Here is a 20,504-nt window from a genome sequence, read left to right as displayed (position 1 = left end):
GCCCCGATCATGGGGTTAGTTCAGTCAATAGGGCCTGCGCTGCCCCTTCCAGCAGATCGAGCCAGCCCAACTGCCACGTCTGGAGGAGATCCAAGCCGACATCACCAAACGCATCGACACCACCCGCACCCAACAATGGCTCGGCGACATCGACCAACTGCAAACCACCCTCACCCACATCGAGGCCAAACGAGACAACCTGCTCGAACTCCTCACCCACCCCAGCCCAGCCCCGGTCATCTCGACACCCGACGGCTGAGATCCGAACACATCCGCCAATGCCGGTTCGTATACATGGGTTCCATGTGGTCGGCCCCGAGCCGTGGTCGCGGGCGGCTGGCCGGTCAGCGGGGTGCCGAGGCGACGGTGGCGAGGTGTCCCAGTGTTTCATCGAGTAGTTCGGTGAAGTCGGCACCGGGATTGTCTTGGGCCGCGATGACAGCCGAGAATCCCGCACCGATGATGGCGCCGACAACCGCGCACACTGCCGGATCCGCTGAGCCGGTGCCTGACCGCTGGGTCACCAGATCCGACATCACGCGGGTTGCGCCGATGAGCTGGTCCAGCAGTGATGCGCGTAGCGGCGGTACGGACATCATCAGTCCGACTCTCTCCTGCAGATGTTGCCGTTGCGCCGTGGGTAGCTCGGTGAAGGTGTCGCGCATGGCCGTTCGCATAGCCTCGAACGAGTCCAGCGCGGTCGGCTGCGCCCGGAACCGCGCGGCGAACGAGAGATCCAGATCATCCCAGAGAACAACTTCTTCCTTGGTGGGAAAGTAACGGAAGAAGGTGCTCTCGGATACCTCCGCGGCGTCGGCGATCTGCCTGACCGTCGTGTTCTCGTACCCGTGTTTCCGGAACAGTCGCAACGCGTGGTACTGAATCGCCAGACGGGTCTGCGCTTTCTTCCTCTCCCGCAGTCCGCTCATCGGTTACATCCCCAGCAGGCGTTCGGCATTGCCGTGCGCGATGCGTTCGCTGTCGGAGCGGCTGACGGGAAGTCGATCCAGGAAGGACCGCGCGTTTTCCATCGAGCCGTACGGGTGATCGGTCGCGAACAGGATGCGGTCGGCGCCGACCTGCAGGAGCAGGTTGAGGAACGTGGGCGTCCAGTTGAACGCGGCGAACGTGTAGTGCAGATTGTCCGAGAAGTAGGCGCCGACCGGACGTTCCAGCTTCACGACGTGGGACATGATCTGCTCGAATCGCGGCATCATGAACGAGAGCCCTTCGCCCATGTGACCGACCACGAACTGTAATCCGGGATAGCGGTCTAAGGCCCCGCTGAGCACGATGCGGAGCATGTGGGTCGCGGTCTCGATATGCCAACCCCACGCACTGGTCGCGAGGACATCGGCCACCTCGGAGGGGTAGTTTCCGACATAAGATGCCTCGATCACCTCCCGCGGCGGTGGTGTCGGGTGCAGATAGATCGGCACACCCAGTGCCTCGGCCCGTTCCAGGATAGGCCAGAAGAACTCGTCGTCCAGATAGCGACCGCGGGTATGGCCGTTGATCAACACCCCCTTGAACCCGTATGCACGCACCACCCGTTCCAACTCCTCGGCGGCCGTTTCCGGCGCGGCGGCCGCCACGGTGGCGAACGCGGCGAACCGATCGGGATACCGACGAACAGCCTCGGCCAGGTAGTCGTTGGTGTCCCTGGCCATCACAACGGCATCGCTCGGTTCCATCTGCTCGACCCCGGGCGCGGTCAACGACAGCACCTGCACATCAATTCCAGCCCGATCCATCGCCGCGATCCGACCCTCACCGAGATCACCCAGCATGTCGATGATCCGGCCGCCGCCGGCCGCCCGCGCCTGCTCAGCCATCGCATGCCCTGGCCCGGACAGGAACGCGGGGGTTGCGAAATGCTCCTCGAGCGCGATCGTGCGCATCGAACCTCCAATATGACAGTCAACATTCATTTGAATGCATACTGTCACATTCCTGCCGGTTCGCGCCATAGGGTCCGTAGGAACGCCGATCTCTGTGAACCGAACCAGGCCCCGTCCAGTCGCAGCATGGGTCCCTGATACAGCCACGCATCCGAAGCATCTGCACGAGCCAGCGCAGAAGCCGATGCATGGTTGGAGTGGGAGTCGATCTGGCCCTCAGGGCGGCAGACCGCGATAGGGTCCGCGCCGATGAACCCGGGCCACACGGGCGGGACAAGCCTCCGCTGCGCTGCGGTCGCCTGACAGCGATCCCACCCGGCGGCCCCGGAACACCCACCGCCCCTGCAGGCCCCACCACCGTCTGCTGGGCACTCCCCACACCCGACCAAGCCACGGTCGAGGAGACTGGGGTCTTTCGGGTGGTTCAACGGCCACCGGCCGCTGCCGAACCGCTCAGTCGTGGTTGTGGGGCGGCTGGTGCAGCGCTCGTATGAAACCCAGCAGGGCGAGAAGCGCACTGTGGTCGAGGTTCAGGCGAACGACGTTGGTGCCTCGTTGGCGTTCGCGACCGCGAAGGTCAACCGGGTCAACAGCAACGGCGGCGGAAGCGGTAATAATGGCTTCGGTAGCAGTATCACCAGTGACGATCCGTGGGGTTTTGCCGCTGTCGGGGAGACTGCGTTCGATGGCGCTGCCGCGGGTACCTTCGGCGGCAACCGCGGCGATGGCGAGCCGCCGTTCTGACACTCTCGGGATCGCTCCGGCCGAGCGTTCGGCCAAGGTCAAGCAACCTGGAACCGATCGCCGATACCGCTGGCCAGCAGGTCGAAGGCGCGCTCTGCCTCGGTAACCGCGACCGGATGCCGTTGCGCGGCGGTGTGGCCGGTGGCCAGTGCGCGCCAGTTGGCCTCGCTGAGGTTGCGCTGCACCGCGATGACCGCGCTGGCTGCCAGCCGCGCGTCCAACTCCCCCGGCGGGCCGAGTGCCTCGGCGAGTGCCACCTCGCCGCTGGTGAGGAACTGGGCGAGCCGCGCGGTCAGTGTCGGGGTGTCCAGCACCAACCGGTAGCAGGCCAGCACCTCGGGCACGTCACACAGGCCTGTGCTGGGTTCGTGGTTGTCCAGGCCGGCGCGAAACGCGGCGTGCAGCGCGGCCAGCGGCGCCTGCCCGCGCGCCCGGTCCCGCACCACACGGGCCGCCTCGTCGACGTGGTCGGCGAACCGGTGCACGACCAGGTCCTCCTTGGAGGGGAAGTACTTGAACAGGGTGCGCTTGGACACCTCCGCGGCAGCTGCGATCTCCACCACCGACACCGCGTCGAACCCGTCGGCCAGGAACAACCGGATGGCGGCATCGGAGATGGCTGCGCGGGTATGCCGCTTCTTGCGCTCACGCAGGCCCAACTCGGGTGTCATGTCGAGCAGCATAGCGGAAATGTAAACCTGGTAGATAAGTATACTTGGTGTACATTTGTCGATATGCGAATCGGCGTTGCCCTGCCCACCGACTACTACGAACAGCTCACCCCCGGTGTGAACCCCGTCGACTACCTGCTCGACCAGGCCCGCAAGCTGGCCGAACTCGGCGTGCCCGCGGTCTGGCTGACCCAGCGGTTCGACTACGACGCTCTGGCCGTCGCCGCGCTGATCGGACGCGAGCTGCCCGACATCACGGTCGGCACTGCTGTCGTGCCCGTCCACCCACGCCACCCCAACGCGCTGGCCATGCAGGCGCAAACAGCACAGGCGGCCAGCGGAGGCCGATTCGAACTCGGCCTCGGCTTGTCCTTGCCAGAGATCGCTGCAGGCTATGGCAACACCCACCCACGCATCCGATACCTACGCGAATACCTCACCGCCCTGCACGAGCTGCTCCACGCCGGCGCAGTCGACCACGCCGACGAGACACTGGTGGCCAGGTCTCCGGCACGCAGCATGATGCCGACACTCCACTCGCCGGTGCCAATATTGCTGGCCACCTCCGGCCCGCTGACCCTGCGGGTCGCGGCCGAGCTCACTGACGGCGCCCTCCCTTTGCTCACCGGCCCGAACACGCTGGCGGACTTCACAATCCCCACACTGGCCCGACACGCCGCGGCAGCCGGTCGACCGACGCCCCGGGTGATCGGCATGGTGGGTGGCGTAGTCACCGCCGACGTGGCAGGCGCACGCGACCGCGCGGCGCAACAGATGGACAGATACGGCGAGATGCCGGCATATCGGGCGCTGCTGGACCGGGAAAACATATCCGACCCGGCGGAACTGGCCGTGATCGGCGACGAGCAGACCATGGCCGACGCAGTAGCTCGCTATGCCGAGGCCGGCGCCGACGAGCTGATCTTCGCACTTACCGCCCTGGGATCGGCACGCGACGAGGAGCGAACCTGGGCGTTGCTCGGCGAACTGAGCAGAACCGGACACAACTGAAGACGAGCAGCGACCGGGGCAACCAGGCTGGCGTGTGCGGATACTCGAAGCCAGTGGTGGCAGTGCCGTCAGTCATGCCCGGCTGCGGAGGTAATAGCGGCGGGGTATCCCATGGCGAACGCTTCCAACTCAAAGCCGACTACCGTCGCACCCGACCTCCGCATCGGAAGCGTCGTGTAATCGGAATTGCCGAACGTTGGGACTCGTCCCTGCGCGAACGTAATACCTGAGACAACGCGCGGGATACCTCGGATCTACGAGACTGCCTCAAGTTCAACGAGACGGGATACCCCTCGGGTCATCACGGCTGAGCGTTACGTAGGGCTCGGATTTCGCCGTATGCGGTTTCGAGTTGGGCGGTCAGCTGCGTGACTTGCTGGCGCAACTGTTTGCTGCGTTCGTTCGCTGCTTCTAGCCTGGTCTGCAACGACTGCACTGTCGCCGAGGTCGGCGTCATCTGACCCGTCGTCGGATTCCGTTGTTGCAGAGTGGATATCGCGTCAACGAGGTCGGATTGTGTATAGATCCAGGATCGTGAAACGCCTGCGGTCTTGGCGATCCCCGCGACGGTGATGCGGTGGTGGCCGCGGGTCGCCGTCGTGATCGCGGCTTCGGCTCGTTTGCGTGCGTCCTCGCTGCGCCGTTGGGTGGCTTCGAGCAGGAACCGGGTGTTGTCAGCCAGCGGCATCGAGTTCTTCGACCCTTCCTCCGGCCACGATCCGGCCGTCCCGCACGGATTCGAGTGCTCCGACAATGGTGTCGAGCTTGATCAGGGTGCGAGTATTCTTCTCGGCGACCCTCCTGTGCCCGGCGGCTTCGGCATCGGCGATCATGCGCGCGGTGTCGTCGCGTTGGCGGCGACGCTGGCCGAGGAATTCGGTGGTGGTGATGAAGAATCGGCAGTCCAGACACGGGTTGGCGTATTCGCAGTCGGTTTGGACCGGGGCGCCGCAGTATCCGTTCGGCAGAGTCACTTTCGCGCGGACCATGCTCAGCTTCGCCCAAGCCGCGTCGGCGAGTGGATGATCGGCAGTGATCGTGGCGGGTTCGCCGTCGGCATTGACCTTCACCGCCTTGAGCCAGTGCTCACGCAGTGTTTCGTTGTGCAAGCGAGCGTAGATCGCGGTCATGTCCGGGGACATATGGTCGAGCAACGCCGGGACCACCGGTTGCGGGACATCGGCGTTGATCAGCCTGGTCCCAAGCGTGTGCCGGAATTGGTGGAACGTGACCCGGATCGGCCGGTCGTGCTCATCGAGGAGGTCCAATTCTTCGAGCCATCGCTCCAACTGCTGACGCAGTCGGGTGCCACTGGCGTATCGGCTGCCGTCGATGTTGCTGTGGATCGCCGGGAACAACCACGGCGATCCCCCGGGGAACCGGTCGAGCACCGCTCGCTGCTGGGTGAGGATCTTCTCGGCCAACTCTTCCGAGAGCGGGAAGAACGCTGGGCGATCGGCCATCTTGCGGTTGAGCCAGGCCAAATAGGGATTGTTGTCGGCATCGCGGACAACGCAGTCGAACGGCAGGGTGCGGGCGTCCTTGAGCCGCAGTCCGCAGGCGATGAGGATTTCCACGATCAGCTTCCCAGCCGGTGCCGCTTCGGGTGCAGCGGTTGCGGTCACCGGATTCGGGGCGGCGACCTGGCTCAGCGATCGCGGGATCACCGGACTGGCTCAGGCAACCACAGAAGTCCTCGCCGACTACGGAAATTACCTGGTCAAGACCCGCAAGGTCTCGCGCAACACCAACGGGAACCACCTCTCCGCGCTGACCCACCTGAGCGCCTTCACGCCCCACCTGCCGCCGGGGTCGCGCATCGGGTCCCGTCCTGGGAGATCGAAGGGTCGACGACTACCTACCCCGCGGCCACTGCCGCCAGGGAGAACGCCACCGAACCGATCAGCCCGGCCACCATGGGGCCGCTGTTGATCTGGGCGTTGGAGTTCGTCGAAGAGTTCGCCGACGACATCCTCGCTGCCCGGAAAGAGGAACAGCGGCTGCGGCGCATCGTCGCCCAGAACCCGTCACCGACACCCCCGAGGGCGCTCCACCGGCGTTGATCGCCTATCTCGAAGACCTGGAAGCAACCGGGAAACCCCTGCCCACGCACACCACCCTCCGATCAGGGCCGCGGCGACCTACATCGCCGCGATCACCGGCACTCCGCGAGAGAAGGTTCACCGCATCCTCAAAACCCCGCGATGGCAGCACTACCGCGACACCAATCCCGGAGGTTGTCCGCTCGATATCCCGATCACCGGCGCGATCGTGGGCCAACCTGGGGTCAGCAGATCCTGACGGCAATATCGGCACCGCCCGGTTCCGGCGAAGGTTGGCATGGCACATCGCCCGTCGACCCGGTGGCCTGGTCGCCCTCGCGGTCCAATACGGCCATCTGCGGACCCTGGTCAGCGAGGGCTACGCCACTCGTCAGCGCGGCGGCATTCACCAGCTCCTGGACATGGAGACCGACACCGCAGACGGGGTGCCGTTGCGGATCGTGTCACCAGGTACATGAAGACTGATGCGATATCACTGGTGGGCATCGAGGTCCCCTGGACGAAGCGGCCCCGGATTCGCGATCAGAACCACCCTTGCCGTTCCCAGGCCCGGATCGTGTCGGAGATCGACGTTACCGTGCCCCGTATGGATCTCCGAATGAGTTGGATCGGCACCGACCTCGGCCTGTATCGCCCGTGCGTCGGCACCTACCGCAGCTTCCCGGTCGGCGAGCTTCCGGCATTGCCCGATCATCTTTTCGACGGCACGTTCAGCTGGCTGGTACCGGGCGAGGTCCGTGCAAGCATGGGCGTCGACCCTCTGCCGGAAGCACTGCGGCACCAGGTCCCGGCCGCTTTCGCCGCCTTCTTCGACCGACCCGAGTTGCAGCAGGCCGTCCCGTCGTGCACCGGCTGCTACTGGGACGTGAGCGCCTCGGTGATCCCCGGTCCGTTCGGCAACGGTGACCGCCTCGTGCGGATTCTCGCCGACTCACAGGACTGCGTTCTGTGGTACCTGCACATTTTGTCCGACGGAACCCACCAGGTCGTCGCCGCAGGCGAACGGTACGGCGACGACGAACCCCTGCCGCCCGTTGCGCAGCTGAACTCCGCACTGACCCTCGTAGCCGACGACTTCGAGCGGTTCCTGTACCGGTTCTGGGTCGAGAACACCGCGTGGTTCGAAGCCGTCTCCGAGGAGCGGGACGAGAGGAATTTCTCCCCGGCGGTCCGCGACTATCTGGCCGCCCTACCGAAAGTCTTCTCGACTGCCGACGAGGCTCCCACCGAGCTCTGCGCGGATCCCCTGGCGGAATTCTTCGCGGAGCTCGCCGCGGACGAACACGGAGACGAGCACAACGTGGAGGCCTCGGAATCCTGAAGCCCAGACGGAGATTTCAGGCGGCTCAGTCGCCGCCTCGGTCCCTCATCACTCCGGTTCCGCAACACCCAGACTTGACAGGGAACGCCGCTGTCACGGCTGGCTGGTGTCGCCGCAATCGGTCACCCAAGGCATCGGACCGACCTGCGCGATCCGTGAACGTGAAGAACTGCGCGCCACTGCTTCACGACAGCCACGAGAGCTGACCCTGTTCGATATCGCAGCATGAAATGACCGCGAACTCGACCCGTTGTTACCGACATCCCTCAGTGTTTCGCCGGCTGCGGGGGCTTACGGCGCGGTAGGCGCCGGTTCGTCGGCCGGGAGGTAGATCTCACGGCGCAAGCGTTCCAAGTCCGGTGCTGCGGAAGCTGAGGTTTGCGTGTACCGATCGGTCTGAGGTGCTCGGTGCACCACGTTTGTCATCATCTCGAAGATCGGTACGTATTCCTTTCCGTGGCCAGACAGGCCGGGGATCATGCGGAAGAGGGCGGGGAGGTAGCGGATCATCTCGTCGATCTGGGCGCGTTGCTCGGCCACTTGGCGCTGCACCTGCTCGATGGCTTCGCGGCGGGTGCAGCCGGTCTCGTGACGGATTGCCCTGACCAGGTTGTAGGGGACTTGGTCTGCCTCGTCCTGATCCAACCCTGCGAGGTCGTTCTCCGCGAGAGCCATTGAGAAGGCCAGTTCCTCGAGACGGCGGATCACGGGGTGTCTGCGCAGCATCGATGGCAGTTCCCGGTCCTGGCGCACCTCCACGCAGGCGATGTTGAGCTCGAGCGCACCGATCGCCATCCGCAGCGACAGGCAGTCGGCCGTGGAGGGGATGTAGCCGTTGATGCGATGGTGCGCTTCGCGTTCGGCGGCTTCGAACCACTCCTCGATGTGGTCGCGGAACCGCTCCTGCCAGCGGGTGCTGCGGCCCTGGCACACGCGCGGCCATAGACTCGCCCACGCCGTCGGGATCGCGCCCGGCCTCGACGGTGTCCGCGGGTCCTGGCGCAGCATTGCCACCAGACCACGCCTCAGCGCGGTCACGGCTTCCGGGTCCCTCAGCTGCGGATCCTCGAAGAGGTCGTCCCACACAAGGGCCAGCACGGTCATACCGAAGGCGGTCTGTTCACGGGCCGTGTCCGCCGGGGCGAAGATCTGTGCCGGGAGCTGGACCGCTCCTATCCACCGGTGGTAGTCGGCCTCGGCCGGGGTGCGGGCAAGGCCGGTGTCCACCAGCCAGTTCCGCACCCATTGCGTGAGCTGCGGCGGGAGTCCATCACCGTGGGCTCGAGATGGCCGCGTCGACTGCCGGGAGACCGCGGTACCAGGAGTTCGCCGGTCGAGTATGGACCGGGCGTAGGCGGTGATCGCGTGGCGGACGCGTGGGTCAACGGGCAGGGCGGCGAGTTGACCAGCGGCCTCGTCCATGAATTCCTCGGCCACCGCTTGTGCTTCGTCCACGGCGCCGGAGGCGATGACGAGTTCGTGGGCACGTGCGGCTTGCTCACGCGTCATTCTGCCACGCAGCAGGTTGGCAAGGTCCCGGTCGCGGGCAGCCGCGCGGATCACGGGAAGGGTGTAGATGCCCTCGCGCAGATCCGCGTTGACGGGCTTGCCCATTTCTTCGGCGGTCGAGGTCAGATCGAGGATGTCGTCATACAGCTGGTAGGCAAGCCCGAAGTAGCGACCGAACAGGGCCACCGCCTCTTCTTCACCCTCGGGTCGTCCTGCTTGCATCGCGCCCACCCGACATGCCAGCGAGAGCAGCGCCGCCGTTTTGCCGTCGATCGCGTCGAGGTAGGACTGCTCGCTGCGGGAGGCCACGTAGAGGTCGGCGGCTTCGATCACCATGCCCGCGCACATCTGCGCACCCGCGGTCGTCCCCGCGAGCCCTTCGCACTGGCCGAGTTCGATCAGTATGCGCATGCCCTCGGTCGTCACGGCGTCTCCACCCAGTACGGCCATGTGCGATCCCCATACTGCGTTGGCGTTGGGGCGGCCTCGGCGCTGGTAGGCGTGATCGATGACGTCGTCGTGGTAGAGCGAGCCCAGATGCAGCAACTCCACCCCAGCAGCGGCGCGCACGGTACGGTCGTCGGCCGGGGCCGCTGGATCGGTGAGCAGGTAGAACGACAGCAACGTCAACATGGGCCGGACCAGCCGGCGAGAGGTGTCAGGCCCTTCGTCGGTGAGTGCGGTCAGCTCTGGCCTGTCCTCGAACCGTACGGGTCCGAGAACGTCACGGACGCGGTCCAGGTCCGCCTCCAGATGCGGGAAGACAGCCGAATCGATTTCACCTGACACGCGCTCGCTCCTGATTGGGTACGTCGGGTCATCTACACACCGTTGATCAGTGAAATTTGATACCACCCGCACGCGAAAAATGTTGGTATCGGCCCATTTTGACGTCACCGTCACAGCGGTAAGGATCGCGCGACCCGGCGCTGCTTTGGGGTGTACCTCAGACTGGCATTCAGTGGCTGCTCTTCGGCGACGGGCATGTCCACTCAGCGTGGAAAGACGCTTTGCCATCCATGGGAGTCGGCGCGTCCGCCGCAGCACGGAAGCTCGGTGTTGCCGCGAACGCCCGCTCACCGGCACGCGATGGATCGGAGAACACCGCGTAGGTGCCCGCGCTTATCCTGAGCGAATACCCCGCCTTCGAACCGGCTCGCCGGTCCAGACCGACGAGGTCCGGGGAGCCGGCGAAGCACTGATGGTGGATCGGCTGCGGGAGAGTTCGAGACTCTGTCGGTGTGGGCGACTCTTGCGTCCATTCATCCACTGAGTGACAGCGGCCATAGCCGAAGCCAGCGAAATCGCGCCGGCGAGGAACGCATACCAAGTGAGACTGGCGGTGGCCCAGGAAACCGTGCGAAGCCCTGGTACCGGATAGGTGCCATGGCCCCGAGCCCAGCGGAGCAGCAATCCGACTTGCGTGCCCGGATCTCGGGCCGTCCCGAACGAGACCATTTGGGTCAGTTCGTCGCCTCTACTGCGGAGGTGGACCACGGTGGCGATCGTGAAAACCGCAACGAGGACCGTGGCGACGGTCGCCACGCGAACGAGCGCCTCGGTGCGGACCATGCTATTGACCGCAACGCTGCAGACCACAACGACGATCGCGACGCTGGTGAGGATGCCCCACACCCCGCTGACCGTCGAGGCGGGCGGTGGTGATTGCGCCCAGAGCTCTACCAAGGAGGTAGTCACGTGGAGCCGCCCGAAGGCGTTCACGTGAATCGAACCGTCGGTCCCGCCGGTGTCTGTGGTCAGCCATGGTTGGAACAACAGGACGAATGTAATGATGCAGCCGACCGCAGCGCAAAGGTAACCCCACTTTCCGCCGAGCGCGCTCTGCAGCCGCTTTCCGCCGAGCACTGCCCGCGGCCGTGCGTCATCCCATCGACGTCGCGACACCCCACCGGATGAGTCGACCTGCTCATGTGGAGCTTCTCTTTTCTGCCAGGGAGTAGGCCGCACAATTCGCTAGCCTATGAGTTCGGCTGTATGGATTCCGTCAAGGATTAATGTCGTACACGACAAGGTTTCGTCAAATTTTCAGCGGGAACCGAGCCGATTCGAAACCGGGTCGTCGCCACCGGCGAAACCACGCCAGGCCAGCCCATGACGCACGCGCAGAATGCGGCTCACCGCCGTAGAGATTCTGTCAATAATCGCGCGGCGAACCGCAAAATAACATCAAGAACAGCTCGATCAGCGAATGCGCCGCTATTGTCCACACCCGACTTGCGCCATGGCCGAACACGAAGGCCTCGATAGTCCGGATCGAGCATGATCAGCTCCGGATGGCGATGGGTGGCGGCGCAGCGCGGTGGACGCGGCGGCGGCCAGATGGGTTTCGTACCGGACCATCTCGCCCGGATTCGACGAGTCACCCCCGTCGGCAAGGCTCTGGTGCTATCACGGAGGAGACGATTCATCGCGTGAGGAGGCCGACATGGACGTCCGGTTCATCTCCGACGACGGTGTGCGTGCATATCCGGCTACCGACCTGAAGGGGTTGCTCGACCGGCCTGACGGACTGGTCTGGGTAGACGTCCCGACCTGGGACGATCAGGCCGCCCACGCGTTGACCGACGTCTTCGGATTTCATCCCCTCGCCATCCGGGACTCGATGAACCGCAACCAGGTGCCCAAGGTGCACCGGTACGCGGACCACATGTTTTTGGTGCTGCACGCGCCGCAGCCGGGGACACACGGGCACGTGCACTACGTCGAACTCGACCAGTTCATCGGCGACCGTTACCTCGTGACGGTGCACGGACCGCTGAATCCAGCGATCGATCAATCGACCGCGATGGTCGAGGTGAACGCTGTGCTGGGCCGACTGGAATCGGGCAGGCTCCAGCGCGCCAACGCATTCGAACTGTCCCACGCCCTGCTCGCCGCGCTGACCGCGCGAATGCGGACCTACACCGCCGAGGTGACCAAGGAAGTCTGGAAGCTCGAGCAGCAAGTCACCGCCGGACATCTCGGCGATCCGGAAACCTTCCTCGACGAGATGTTTCGGGCCCGGCACGGCCTGCTGACGGTCCGCACCATGGCCGCGCTGAGCCACGCACTATACGGCCGGATGGTCACCATCGAGGCGTTCGGCACCGGCACGGGTCAGCAGCTACTGCTCGACGCAGTCGATCAGTTCGACCACCTGATGGTGATGGCCGACAGCCAAAAGGATTATCTGCAGGGCACGATCGAGTTCTATCAGGCACGCACGAACACCAAGATGACCATCGCGGCCGAGCGACTCGCCGTCATCGCGGCCGTCACGCTGCCGATCACGGCTCTGTCGTCCATTCTCGGCATGAACGTGATCGTGAACGAACGAACCCGATGGATCTGGCTAGCCCTGGCCCTGCTCGTGATGCTCGCGATATCGACGTGCCTGCTCATCTGGGCGAAACGCAAAGGCTGGTTCTGACCGTCGCTCGAACGGCGCGGGCGGCGGGCGCAGTCACTCACGGATGCTGTGCCCCGTACCTGAAGTGGGGCAGCTTGCGCCCGCGGCCCGTGTCGGGTCTCAGGTTCACTTCGTCGAACGAGAATCCGACATGATGGCGATCGGCAGTGTACTGAGGCTCGACGATCTACACATGCTTGCCATGTGCACCGAAGGCAAGCAACAGATTGACGAGAGGGCGGCACACGGGGCCGAGGCCAGGTGATGAGTGCAGGGCCGGGATAGTCAGTAGCGCACCAGATTTCGGATCACGGCCCGTGACCTAACCGGTACGATGGCCGCTGTCAGACCAGATTCCCCGCCCACACGAATCCCGGGCGGACGCTCGAGCGGTCATCGACCGGGCGTTACGCCTCGAGTGAGGAAGCACCCATGAGCAAGAACGCGCACCACAACCACGGACGGTCCCGCCGCGCGCTGGCGCGCGTCGGGATCGCGGCCGCGCTCGCGCTGACGCCGGCGACTGCCCTGGCGGTCCCCGTGCTCGCCGCCCCGCTGGCGCTCGAGCCCGCGGGTCCGACCGAGACGGCGGGTCCGACCGAGACGGCGCCCAGCGAAGGCGAGCCCATTCACCGCGGCGGGCGCGGCGGGCGCGGCGGGCGCGGCGGGCGCGGCGGCGGTAGTCACCGCCTGTCGCATGGCCTGCCGTCCACCGGAAGCGCCTTCTGAGCCAGCTGCATTTCCCCTGTGCGGACCGGGTTTCGGAGCGTCTTGGTGGTGCGATGCAGCAGTCCGAACACGATATCGCTTCGAAAAAGGGGCGACTTCGAGCTACTGCACTCCGCCACCATCGCCGTGGTGGGCCAAGTCCCATCGAGCGGCTCTGGCGCTCCGTTCCCCGCTTCCGAAACAATCACCGAAGTACGGCTACGGCTGCTCGAGGCGTACCGAGACGCTGAACGAACCGCTGCCACATAGAAGTCCGCAAGGCGCTTCGCGCGCGGCTGGTCGGCCATCGGATAGCCCGATGGCCGCTATCGAAGAGGGACTAGGCCGTGAAGACGAACGGGTCGCGTCATACTGTCGGCAGCGGCTCGAGTCCACAATTACCGTAGAGCAGGGGCCTCCATGCGTGGAACGCGGATGAAATTGCCAACGGCTTTTCGGGAAATTGAATGAAACATTGTGGTGAAGGAAAAATTCGTCGTAACGAGAGCGAAATGATGCTGATCACTGCAAATAGGCATGGCTCCGCGGCATGTCCTCATCGGTGACAAAGGAGTAAGCTCATTCTTTTCGGTGTCAGTAGCATCGAAATGCTGCTGAGCAGGTAGTAGCAGGCGACGGTGACTAGATGCCATGGCGACCGAACGCCCCGCGCCAGGTGATTGTCTACTGAACAATGCAACCGAGGAGCAGCATCATGACAGTGGTCCAGAACTTCATCGACGGCAAGCTCGTGGACTCGGTCGGCGGTGCGACGATGGCGCTCGTCGACCCCACCACTGGCGATCAGTACGGCACCGCCCCGGCGTCCAACGAACAGGATATCGACAACGCGTACGCAGCGGCGGCCAGGGCGTTCTGCGACTGGAAGCGTACGACGCCGTCGCACCGCCAGAAGGCGCTGCTCGATTTCGCAGACGAGTTGGAGAATGCCGCCAACGCGCTTGTCGAGGCCGAGGGCCGCAACACCGGCAAGCCGAACCACCTCACCTCGGCCGCAGAGATCCCGCAGATGCTGGACCAGACCCGGTTCTTCGCGGGGGCGGCACGGGTTCTCGAGGGCAAGTCGGCCTGCGAGTACCTTGCGGGCCATACATCGTGGATCCGCCGGGAGCCGGTCGGCGTCATCGGGCAGGTGACGCCCTGGAATTACCCGATGATGATGGCAATCTGGAAGTTTGTTCCCGCGATCGCGGCGGGCAACACCGTGGTGATCAAGCCGAGCGACACCACCCCGGTGACGACGGTAATGCTGGCCGAACTGGCCTCCGAGCACCTGCCGCCAGGCGTGCTCAATGTGGTCACCGGTGACCGTGTGACCGGCGCGGCGGTGGTGGCGCATCCGACCCCGAAGATGGTGTCGATCACCGGTTCGGTTGCCGCGGGCCGTGCGGTCGCGGAGTCGGCAGGAGGCCGCCTCAAGCGCACGCATCTGGAATTGGGCGGCAAGGCGCCGGCAATCGTGTTCCCCGACGCCGATATCGCTGCTGCCGCAGAGGGTATCGCGGCCTCGGGCTATTTCAACGCCGGGCAGGATTGCACGGCAGCCACCCGGGTGCTCGGTCACGCGTCGGTGGCCGATGATTTGACCGCGGCGCTGGCTGAGCAGGCCAGCAGTGCAACAACGACCTTCGGCAAGGCCGCCGATGACGAGGACGCCTGGGTGCCACCGGTCAACAACGCCGATCAACTACAGCGGGTGCTCGCCTTCCTCGATGAAGTGCCCGATCACGCTTCGGTCGTGGTCGGCGGGCACCGGCAGGGCGATCACGGGTATTACGTCGAGCCGACGGTCATCGGCGGGCTGCGGCAGGTTGACCGGCTGAGCCAGAACGAGATCTTCGGCCCGGTGATCACCGTGCAGTCTTTCATCGACGAAGACGAGGCGATCCGATGGGCCAACGGCGTCGAATACGGGCTGGCGTCCTCGTTGTGGACCAAGGATGTATCGAGGGCGCTTCGCGTGTCGGCCGCGCTCGACTTCGGCTGCGTGTGGATCAACACCCACACCGTGCTGATCGCCGAGATGCCGCACGGCGGGTTCAAGTCGTCCGGGCACGGCAAGGATCTGTCGATGTACGGGCTGGAGGACTACACCCGTGTCAAGCATGTGATGGCGAAGATCGACTAACTGGCGCTCTGGTGGCGGACCCGTTCCGATGGATAGATTGATTCCCAATTTCGGTGTTCGGAGGATCGCGGGCCGGCAATGTCGGTCCCCGCGACTATTCAATCGGTTTGAGCGGAAAGTGCTGGCAAACGTCCGGAAGATCGCCGATCGGACCTCGAATCTCATACGCCCCACGGTCGACTACGCCATCGCAGTCGACACAGACGAGTCACCCATCGTCGACGGAGTAGTACTCGGTCCCGCCTACAAGGAGGCGCATATGACCTGCACTACTACAGAAGATCTGCCGGTGGCGTTCCGTCCTCGAAGGTGGTGGTGCACGCCGATTCCAGCTACCGACAGATGAGTTGTTCGCCGGACTCGTGCGGACATCGTCGAGGCCAAAACACAAGTCCGTCATCGGAAGCCGCTGATTCGAGTCCCAGGAATCTTTTTCGAGTCGACGTTCGATGCAGTCACAGCGCCACTTCCAGCCTCGACCGTCCGATCCATTTCGGCATTCTCACGGCGTACTTGTCGACTACATTTACATTCGAGGGAGCATCCGATGACCGACTCCAGCCCCATCGATCTCAAGGCAAAGCATCGCGCAATGTGGGCACTCGGCGACTACCCCACCGTTGCCACCGAGGTGATCCCCGAACTGGGCCGACGCCTCGTTCAGGCATGCCGCATCGGTCCCGGTCAGCGGGTGCTCGACATCGCGGCCGGATCCGGGAACGCTGCGATCCCGGCTGCCGAGGCCGGTGCCGACGTCGTGGCGAGTGACCTCACCCCGGAGCTGTTCGAGGCTGGCCGGCGTCTCGCCGCCGCACGGGGCGTCAACCTGCAGTGGCAGATAGCCGACGCCGAAGCATTGCCGTTCGCCGACGCGGAGTTCGACGCGGTCATCTCCTGTGTAGGTGTCATGTTCGCACCGTTCCATCAGACCGCCGCGGACGAACTGGTGCGAGTCACCAAGCGGGGCGGGACGATCGGGCTTATCAACTGGACACTCACCGGGTTCATCGGGCAGATGTTCGCCGCGATGAAACCGTTCGCTCCGCCGCCCCCGCCCGGTGCGCAGCCACCACCACTGTGGGGCGACGAGGCACATGTCCGGTCGCTATTGGGCGATCGTGTCACCGATCTGGAGCTACGGCACGAGAAAGCGGTCATCGATCGTTTTGCCGACGGCATCGAGTTCCGCGACTTCTTCAAGACCAACTACGGGCCGACGGTCGCCGTGTACAAGGCCATCGCCGCCGAGCCCGGCCGCATCGCAGTTTTGGACCGGAAACTCGCTGATCTCGCTGTCCGGCATGACCTCGGCAACGGGCGGATGGAGTGGGAGTACCTCTTGGTCACCGCACGCCGACGCACGTCGACCTGAGCTGCTGTTGCAGACATACGCGGTGCTCCTCCACTGGCTTGCGAGGCGGCCGGATTTCGAACGAACCACTGCAACACCCCTCAGGGGCAGATCGTGTGAGCTCAGCTCACCGCCATCAGCGAAAATGCCGATCCTGGCCTCAGTACGACGTGGAGTGGCAGGTCACCAGGCGGTACAGGTCGACCGCGTGCCGACGGGTGAGCAGCAGCTCAACACTCGATTACATGTCGTCGAGTCTTCGTTCAACGGCGGCCCGCATCCGCTGCGAGTTGGTGCAGGACTGCGACCATCCGGTCCACCTCCGCACAGGTGTTGTAGAACGCCAGCGACGGCCGCACGGTGGCCGCTACACCGAGCCGCCGCAGGATCGGCTTGCACAGTGATGTCCGGCGCGTACCGCGATGCCCTTCGATTTCAGCGTCTTACCCACCTCGAGAGGGTCGTACCCGTCGAGTACGAACGAGATCACACTCGCCTTCTCTGGTGCGGTACCGAGCGGGTGCAACCCGGGAACGTTCGCCAGTCCCGCGGTCGCGCACTCCAGCAGGAAATGCTCGTACCGGGCGATGTTCTCGATTCCGAGCCGTTCCACGTAGTCGATCGCCGCACCCAACCCCACGGCGTCGGCGATGTTGCCGGTGCCTGCTTCGAACCGTCCCGGCGGCGGCTGGAAGGTCGAACGTTCGATCGTGACATCGACGATCCTGTTGCCGCCGCCCTGCCAGGGCGGAGTGTCCTCCAACACAGTGGATTTCCCGTACAGGACACCGATCCCGGTCGGCCCATAGATCTTGTGACCGGAGAAGACGAAGAAATCCACACCCATCGACTGCATGTCCACGCGGGTATGCTGGGCCGACTGCGCGCCGTCGATCAACACCACCGCCCCCGCTCGATTCGCCTGCGAGACGATCTGATGCACCGGCGTGATCGTGCCCAGCGTGTTCGACACGTGGGTCACCGACACGAGTTTCGTGCGGTCCGACAACAGCTTGGTGTACTCGCCCATCAGCAACTGCCCCGAGTCGTCGACCGGGATCACCCGGATCACCGCGCCCAGCATTTGCCACGGCACGATATCGGCGTGATGCTCGAGATGCGAGAGCAGGATCTCGTCGCCCTCGTGAATGTTCTTGCGCCCCCAGGTTTGCGCCACCAGGTTGATCGCCTCGGTGGAGCCACGGACGAACACGATCTCCTCGGCCGATGACGCACCGATGAACCGCGCCACCGTGTCACACGCCTGTTCGTATGCATCGGTCGACCGTGCAGCCAATTCGTGCGCGGCGCGATGGTGTTGGAGTTCTCGTGCTCGTAGAAGTAGCTGAGCCGGTCGATCACCGCCTGTGGCTTCTGCGTCATGGCGGCATTGTCGAACCACACCAGAGGGTAGCCGTTCACTCGTTCGCCCAGGATGGGGAAGTCACGGCGGACCACATCCACCCCGCCGCGGCCCTCCGGTGCTTCCGCTGAAGCGACTTAGTCGACGACTACGGCAATGAGATCCCAGTCGCCGATCCGGATGCGCCGCGCGACGTCGTCGGGCCGCTCATCGATCAGCCTGGACGGTGGACGGAACCGTGTGAATGCGGGCATCAGCGCTCCGCCGAATACGGCGCGCCGCGCGTCGTGTCCGGATCTTCTTGGTCAAAGTCCTTGTCAGCCTGGGCTTTCCGGCGTTGTAGAGCCGCTTGATAGATGGTCTGGTAGCTCTGCGGTCGTACCAAAGGAAATCGTCCGTGACACCTTCTTCGGCCATGCCGGGTCGTTCACGGACGTTCCATACACGATGCTCTGCTCCGATCGGGACCTCACATGTGCACCACGGGCACTGCGTCGGGGTCCTGGGTGGGCGTACCGCGCCGGTAGAGGAGGAAGCCGACGATGAGGCCGACAGCGAAGAAGGCGGCCGGCTTCTGCGAGGACGGTGGGGTCCTTGGGGCTTTTCCCGGCGAGGTTGTCGGTGGCGGCGCTGGTGGCGAGGGTGTTGAGCAGTCCCCAGGATGAGGAGCCGCGGCTGTACGTTCTGGTGTCCGTACCGGAGGGCGGCGACCCCGCCGAAGTAGGCGAGCCGGTCTCCGACACCACCCACAGCCGTGACCGAGTTCCGCCCCTCCTGTCGGCGCCTGCGGGTGTGCGACCGGGAGTTGGCGCAGGCCCACGGCGGCACGAGGGTCACGGACGTGGGGTTCCGGTGGGCTTCAACGATGTGGCGCAATTCAGCAACCGGCCGGACAGGTGAGATCCTCCTGTCTCGCCGGTTAGGGCCATTTGTCCCTATCGGGCACCGCGGTTGTCCTGCTGAAGTGAGTACCGAACGATGCGTACACCCGAGTTACGTCGCGGAACCGTGCCCCGAAACCCATTCCGCGGGTCGAAGGCGCCGTTCAACGTTTCGCTGAGGAGGAATCACAGGACATGCAAGCTATGACGACTACCGCGTTGACTCCGCGTGAGGTGCTGCGGTCCACCGGAGCCTCGTGGGATTCGGTGAGCAGACGTGGACCGCGCTCTATCAACGCCGACGCGGTTGCCGCGGTCTGCGACCCGAGCACGGGTCGCATCGCCTGCGTCGTCGCCGACGGTGTCGGAGACCATCTGCTGGCCGCGCGAGCGGCGCGTGCTTGTGTCGCGGTCGCCGCGCGAGTTGGCGCCCGCGCTGGAGCGCGAGCCGCAATCCTCGCCGCACAAACAGAATTGCTACGTGAATTCCCGCAGCCTGAAGCGGACAGTGTCCTCGTCGTCGCGGTGCTTCCTGCATCGGACCAGCCCGACGGGCCATGCGACATCGCCTGGGTCGGTGACTGTCGCGCCTACCGATGGAACGGGCGAGTATTGCAGCAGATCACCACCGACCACACCGTCGCGGAGTTCTGGCGAGCCCGTGGGCGTAGGCCCGACCCTCGGATGGACCACATGGTCACCACGTCGACGCGCACCACGCGTCCGTCCGACATCGGACACGCTGCGACGGGGTCGAGCGGCGGCAGGCTGCTGCTGTGCACCGATGGTGTGCACAGGCGTCTCGGTATCGCCACGATCAAATCGACGCTCGCGGACAACGCAACAGCAGGGCTCGCCGCGGACGCCTTGGTGGACAACGCACTGCGGATGGGAGGAACCGACAACGCCACCGCACTGATCGCGGAGGGTAGACCGCCTGTTGCCGGCCTGGACAGCGATCTGCTCGAAACCCACCGATAGAATGCATTCGGCGAGCGTGGGCGATTTCGTCGCTTCGGGCTCATAACTGTCGCGGAACATCGGGCCGGGCTCGTCGTCGCCCCAGGGCTCGCCCTGCTGGGCGAGCGTGGCCTGCAGGGACCGCAGCTGCTTCCGTAGCGTCTCGGCGACCATGCGAAGTCGCGGGGTCATCGCCCGCAACTCGTCCATATCGACCCGCAACTCTTGAGCCATGACCGAGAAACCTCAATTCTGTCAGTCGAACCGAGTAGCGCGATTGTGCCCATCGAGGTACCGCCTCCGTACAACCGGACGACCTGCCTTACCTCGGGCCGCTGGAAGGCGAACTGGCGGGATGGCTCAGTGCGGACCCAGGCCTGCGACGCAGCAAAGAATCTCCAGCAACGCCACCCGCGTCGCCGACTCGCGCACGCAGGAATGGCTCCGCCAACCGCAGCGAGAT

17 protein-coding genes and 2 pseudogenes are annotated in these 20,504 nt (G+C 64.8%); 11 read left to right on the top strand and 8 right to left on the bottom strand.

Annotation, left to right across the window (positions count from 1 at the left end; genetic code table 11):
* Window positions 1-7: 7 nt before the first annotated feature.
* The 3 genes from OHB12_RS00410 to OHB12_RS00400 form a co-directional block, all read right to left on the bottom strand.
* Window positions 8-220 (bottom strand): hypothetical protein, encoded by a 213-nt coding sequence (locus tag OHB12_RS00410; RefSeq protein WP_327115064.1) that lies wholly within the window; start codon window positions 218-220, stop codon window positions 8-10.
* A 124-nt stretch (window positions 221-344) separates the two neighbouring features.
* Window positions 345-929, bottom strand: a complete 585-nt coding sequence (locus OHB12_RS00405) for an acyl-CoA-like ligand-binding transcription factor (protein WP_327115062.1) — start codon at window positions 927-929, stop codon at window positions 345-347.
* 3 nt (window positions 930-932) lie between these two features.
* On the bottom strand, window positions 933-1,901 hold the full coding sequence (locus tag OHB12_RS00400) for an amidohydrolase family protein (RefSeq protein ID WP_327115060.1): 969 nt from the start codon (window positions 1,899-1,901) through the stop codon (window positions 933-935).
* Between the two features lie 456 nt (window positions 1,902-2,357).
* Here OHB12_RS00400 and OHB12_RS00395 point away from each other — a divergent pair.
* Window positions 2,358-2,645: pseudogene (locus OHB12_RS00395) on the top strand (single-stranded DNA-binding protein); the annotation flags it as partial.
* Window positions 2,646-2,683: 38 nt separating this feature from the next.
* On the opposite strand, the gene OHB12_RS00390 reads toward OHB12_RS00395, so the two are convergent.
* Window positions 2,684-3,316, bottom strand: a complete 633-nt coding sequence (locus OHB12_RS00390) for a TetR family transcriptional regulator (RefSeq protein ID WP_327115058.1) — start codon at window positions 3,314-3,316, stop codon at window positions 2,684-2,686.
* Between the two features lie 63 nt (window positions 3,317-3,379).
* On the opposite strand from OHB12_RS00390, the gene OHB12_RS00385 reads away from it, so the two are divergent.
* Window positions 3,380-4,327, top strand: coding sequence for a TIGR03564 family F420-dependent LLM class oxidoreductase (locus tag OHB12_RS00385; RefSeq protein ID WP_327115056.1), 948 nt, complete (start codon window positions 3,380-3,382; stop codon window positions 4,325-4,327).
* Window positions 4,328-4,628: 301 nt separating this feature from the next.
* Here the strand turns inward: OHB12_RS00385 and OHB12_RS00380 are convergent, their stop codons facing one another.
* Window positions 4,629-5,015 carry a DUF6262 family protein gene (locus tag OHB12_RS00380; RefSeq protein WP_327115054.1) on the bottom strand — a complete coding sequence of 129 codons (387 nt, stop codon included), beginning with the start codon at window positions 5,013-5,015 and terminating at the stop codon, window positions 4,629-4,631.
* On the bottom strand, window positions 5,002-5,994 hold the full coding sequence (locus OHB12_RS00375) for a tyrosine-type recombinase/integrase (protein WP_327115052.1): 993 nt from the start codon (window positions 5,992-5,994) through the stop codon (window positions 5,002-5,004). Before OHB12_RS00375 ends, OHB12_RS00380 begins: the two co-directional genes overlap by 14 nt.
* Window positions 5,995-6,243: 249 nt before the next feature.
* Here OHB12_RS00375 and OHB12_RS00370 point away from each other — a divergent pair, with 249 nt between their 5' ends.
* The 3 genes from OHB12_RS00370 (at window position 6,244) to OHB12_RS00360 (ending at window position 7,711) form a co-directional block, all read left to right on the top strand.
* Window positions 6,244-6,390, top strand: a complete 147-nt coding sequence (locus OHB12_RS00370; protein ID WP_327115050.1) for a hypothetical protein — start codon at window positions 6,244-6,246, stop codon at window positions 6,388-6,390.
* 272 nt (window positions 6,391-6,662) lie between these two features.
* Entirely contained in the window at window positions 6,663-6,848 is a 186-nt protein-coding gene (locus OHB12_RS00365) for a hypothetical protein (protein ID WP_327115048.1), read from the top strand.
* A gap of 140 nt (window positions 6,849-6,988) precedes the next feature.
* Window positions 6,989-7,711, top strand: a complete 723-nt coding sequence (locus OHB12_RS00360; protein ID WP_327115046.1) for a hypothetical protein — start codon at window positions 6,989-6,991, stop codon at window positions 7,709-7,711.
* Window positions 7,712-8,002: 291 nt separating this feature from the next.
* Here the strand turns inward: OHB12_RS00360 and OHB12_RS00355 are convergent, their stop codons facing one another.
* Window positions 8,003-10,009 carry a polyprenyl synthetase family protein gene (locus OHB12_RS00355; RefSeq protein ID WP_327115045.1) on the bottom strand — a complete coding sequence of 669 codons (2,007 nt, stop codon included), beginning with the start codon at window positions 10,007-10,009 and terminating at the stop codon, window positions 8,003-8,005.
* Window positions 10,010-10,781: 772 nt separating this feature from the next.
* Here OHB12_RS00355 and OHB12_RS00350 point away from each other — a divergent pair.
* The 5 genes from OHB12_RS00350 to OHB12_RS00330 all read left to right on the top strand — a co-directional run bounded on the left by OHB12_RS00350 (window position 10,782) and on the right by OHB12_RS00330 (window position 16,858).
* On the top strand, window positions 10,782-10,946 hold the full coding sequence (locus tag OHB12_RS00350) for a hypothetical protein (protein ID WP_327115044.1): 165 nt from the start codon (window positions 10,782-10,784) through the stop codon (window positions 10,944-10,946).
* A gap of 720 nt (window positions 10,947-11,666) precedes the next feature.
* On the top strand, window positions 11,667-12,650 hold the full coding sequence (locus OHB12_RS00345; protein WP_327115043.1) for a magnesium transporter CorA family protein: 984 nt from the start codon (window positions 11,667-11,669) through the stop codon (window positions 12,648-12,650).
* A gap of 411 nt (window positions 12,651-13,061) precedes the next feature.
* Window positions 13,062-13,358 (top strand): hypothetical protein, encoded by a 297-nt coding sequence (locus OHB12_RS00340; protein ID WP_327115042.1) that lies wholly within the window; start codon window positions 13,062-13,064, stop codon window positions 13,356-13,358.
* A gap of 694 nt (window positions 13,359-14,052) precedes the next feature.
* Window positions 14,053-15,486: an aminobutyraldehyde dehydrogenase gene (locus OHB12_RS00335; RefSeq protein WP_327115040.1), complete on the top strand. Its 1,434-nt coding sequence runs from the start codon at window positions 14,053-14,055 to the stop codon at window positions 15,484-15,486.
* A gap of 547 nt (window positions 15,487-16,033) precedes the next feature.
* On the top strand, window positions 16,034-16,858 hold the full coding sequence (locus OHB12_RS00330) for a class I SAM-dependent methyltransferase (RefSeq protein ID WP_327115038.1): 825 nt from the start codon (window positions 16,034-16,036) through the stop codon (window positions 16,856-16,858).
* 242 nt (window positions 16,859-17,100) lie between these two features.
* Here OHB12_RS00330 and OHB12_RS00325 read toward each other — a convergent pair.
* Window positions 17,101-18,301: pseudogene (locus OHB12_RS00325) on the bottom strand (SufS family cysteine desulfurase); the annotation flags it as partial.
* A gap of 984 nt (window positions 18,302-19,285) precedes the next feature.
* Here OHB12_RS00325 and OHB12_RS00320 point away from each other — a divergent pair.
* The gene (locus tag OHB12_RS00320; protein ID WP_327115036.1) at window positions 19,286-20,062 is read left to right on the top strand and encodes a PP2C family protein-serine/threonine phosphatase; all 777 of its coding nucleotides are present in this window, start codon (window positions 19,286-19,288) and stop codon (window positions 20,060-20,062) included.
* Window positions 20,063-20,504: the final 442 nt, after the last annotated feature.

It is taken from the genome of Nocardia sp. NBC_01730, assembly GCF_035920445.1.
GTDB lineage: Bacteria > Actinomycetota > Actinomycetes > Mycobacteriales > Mycobacteriaceae > Nocardia.
Note: the sequence above shows the minus strand (reverse complement) of the source record. Positions and strands in the feature narration are given on the sequence as shown.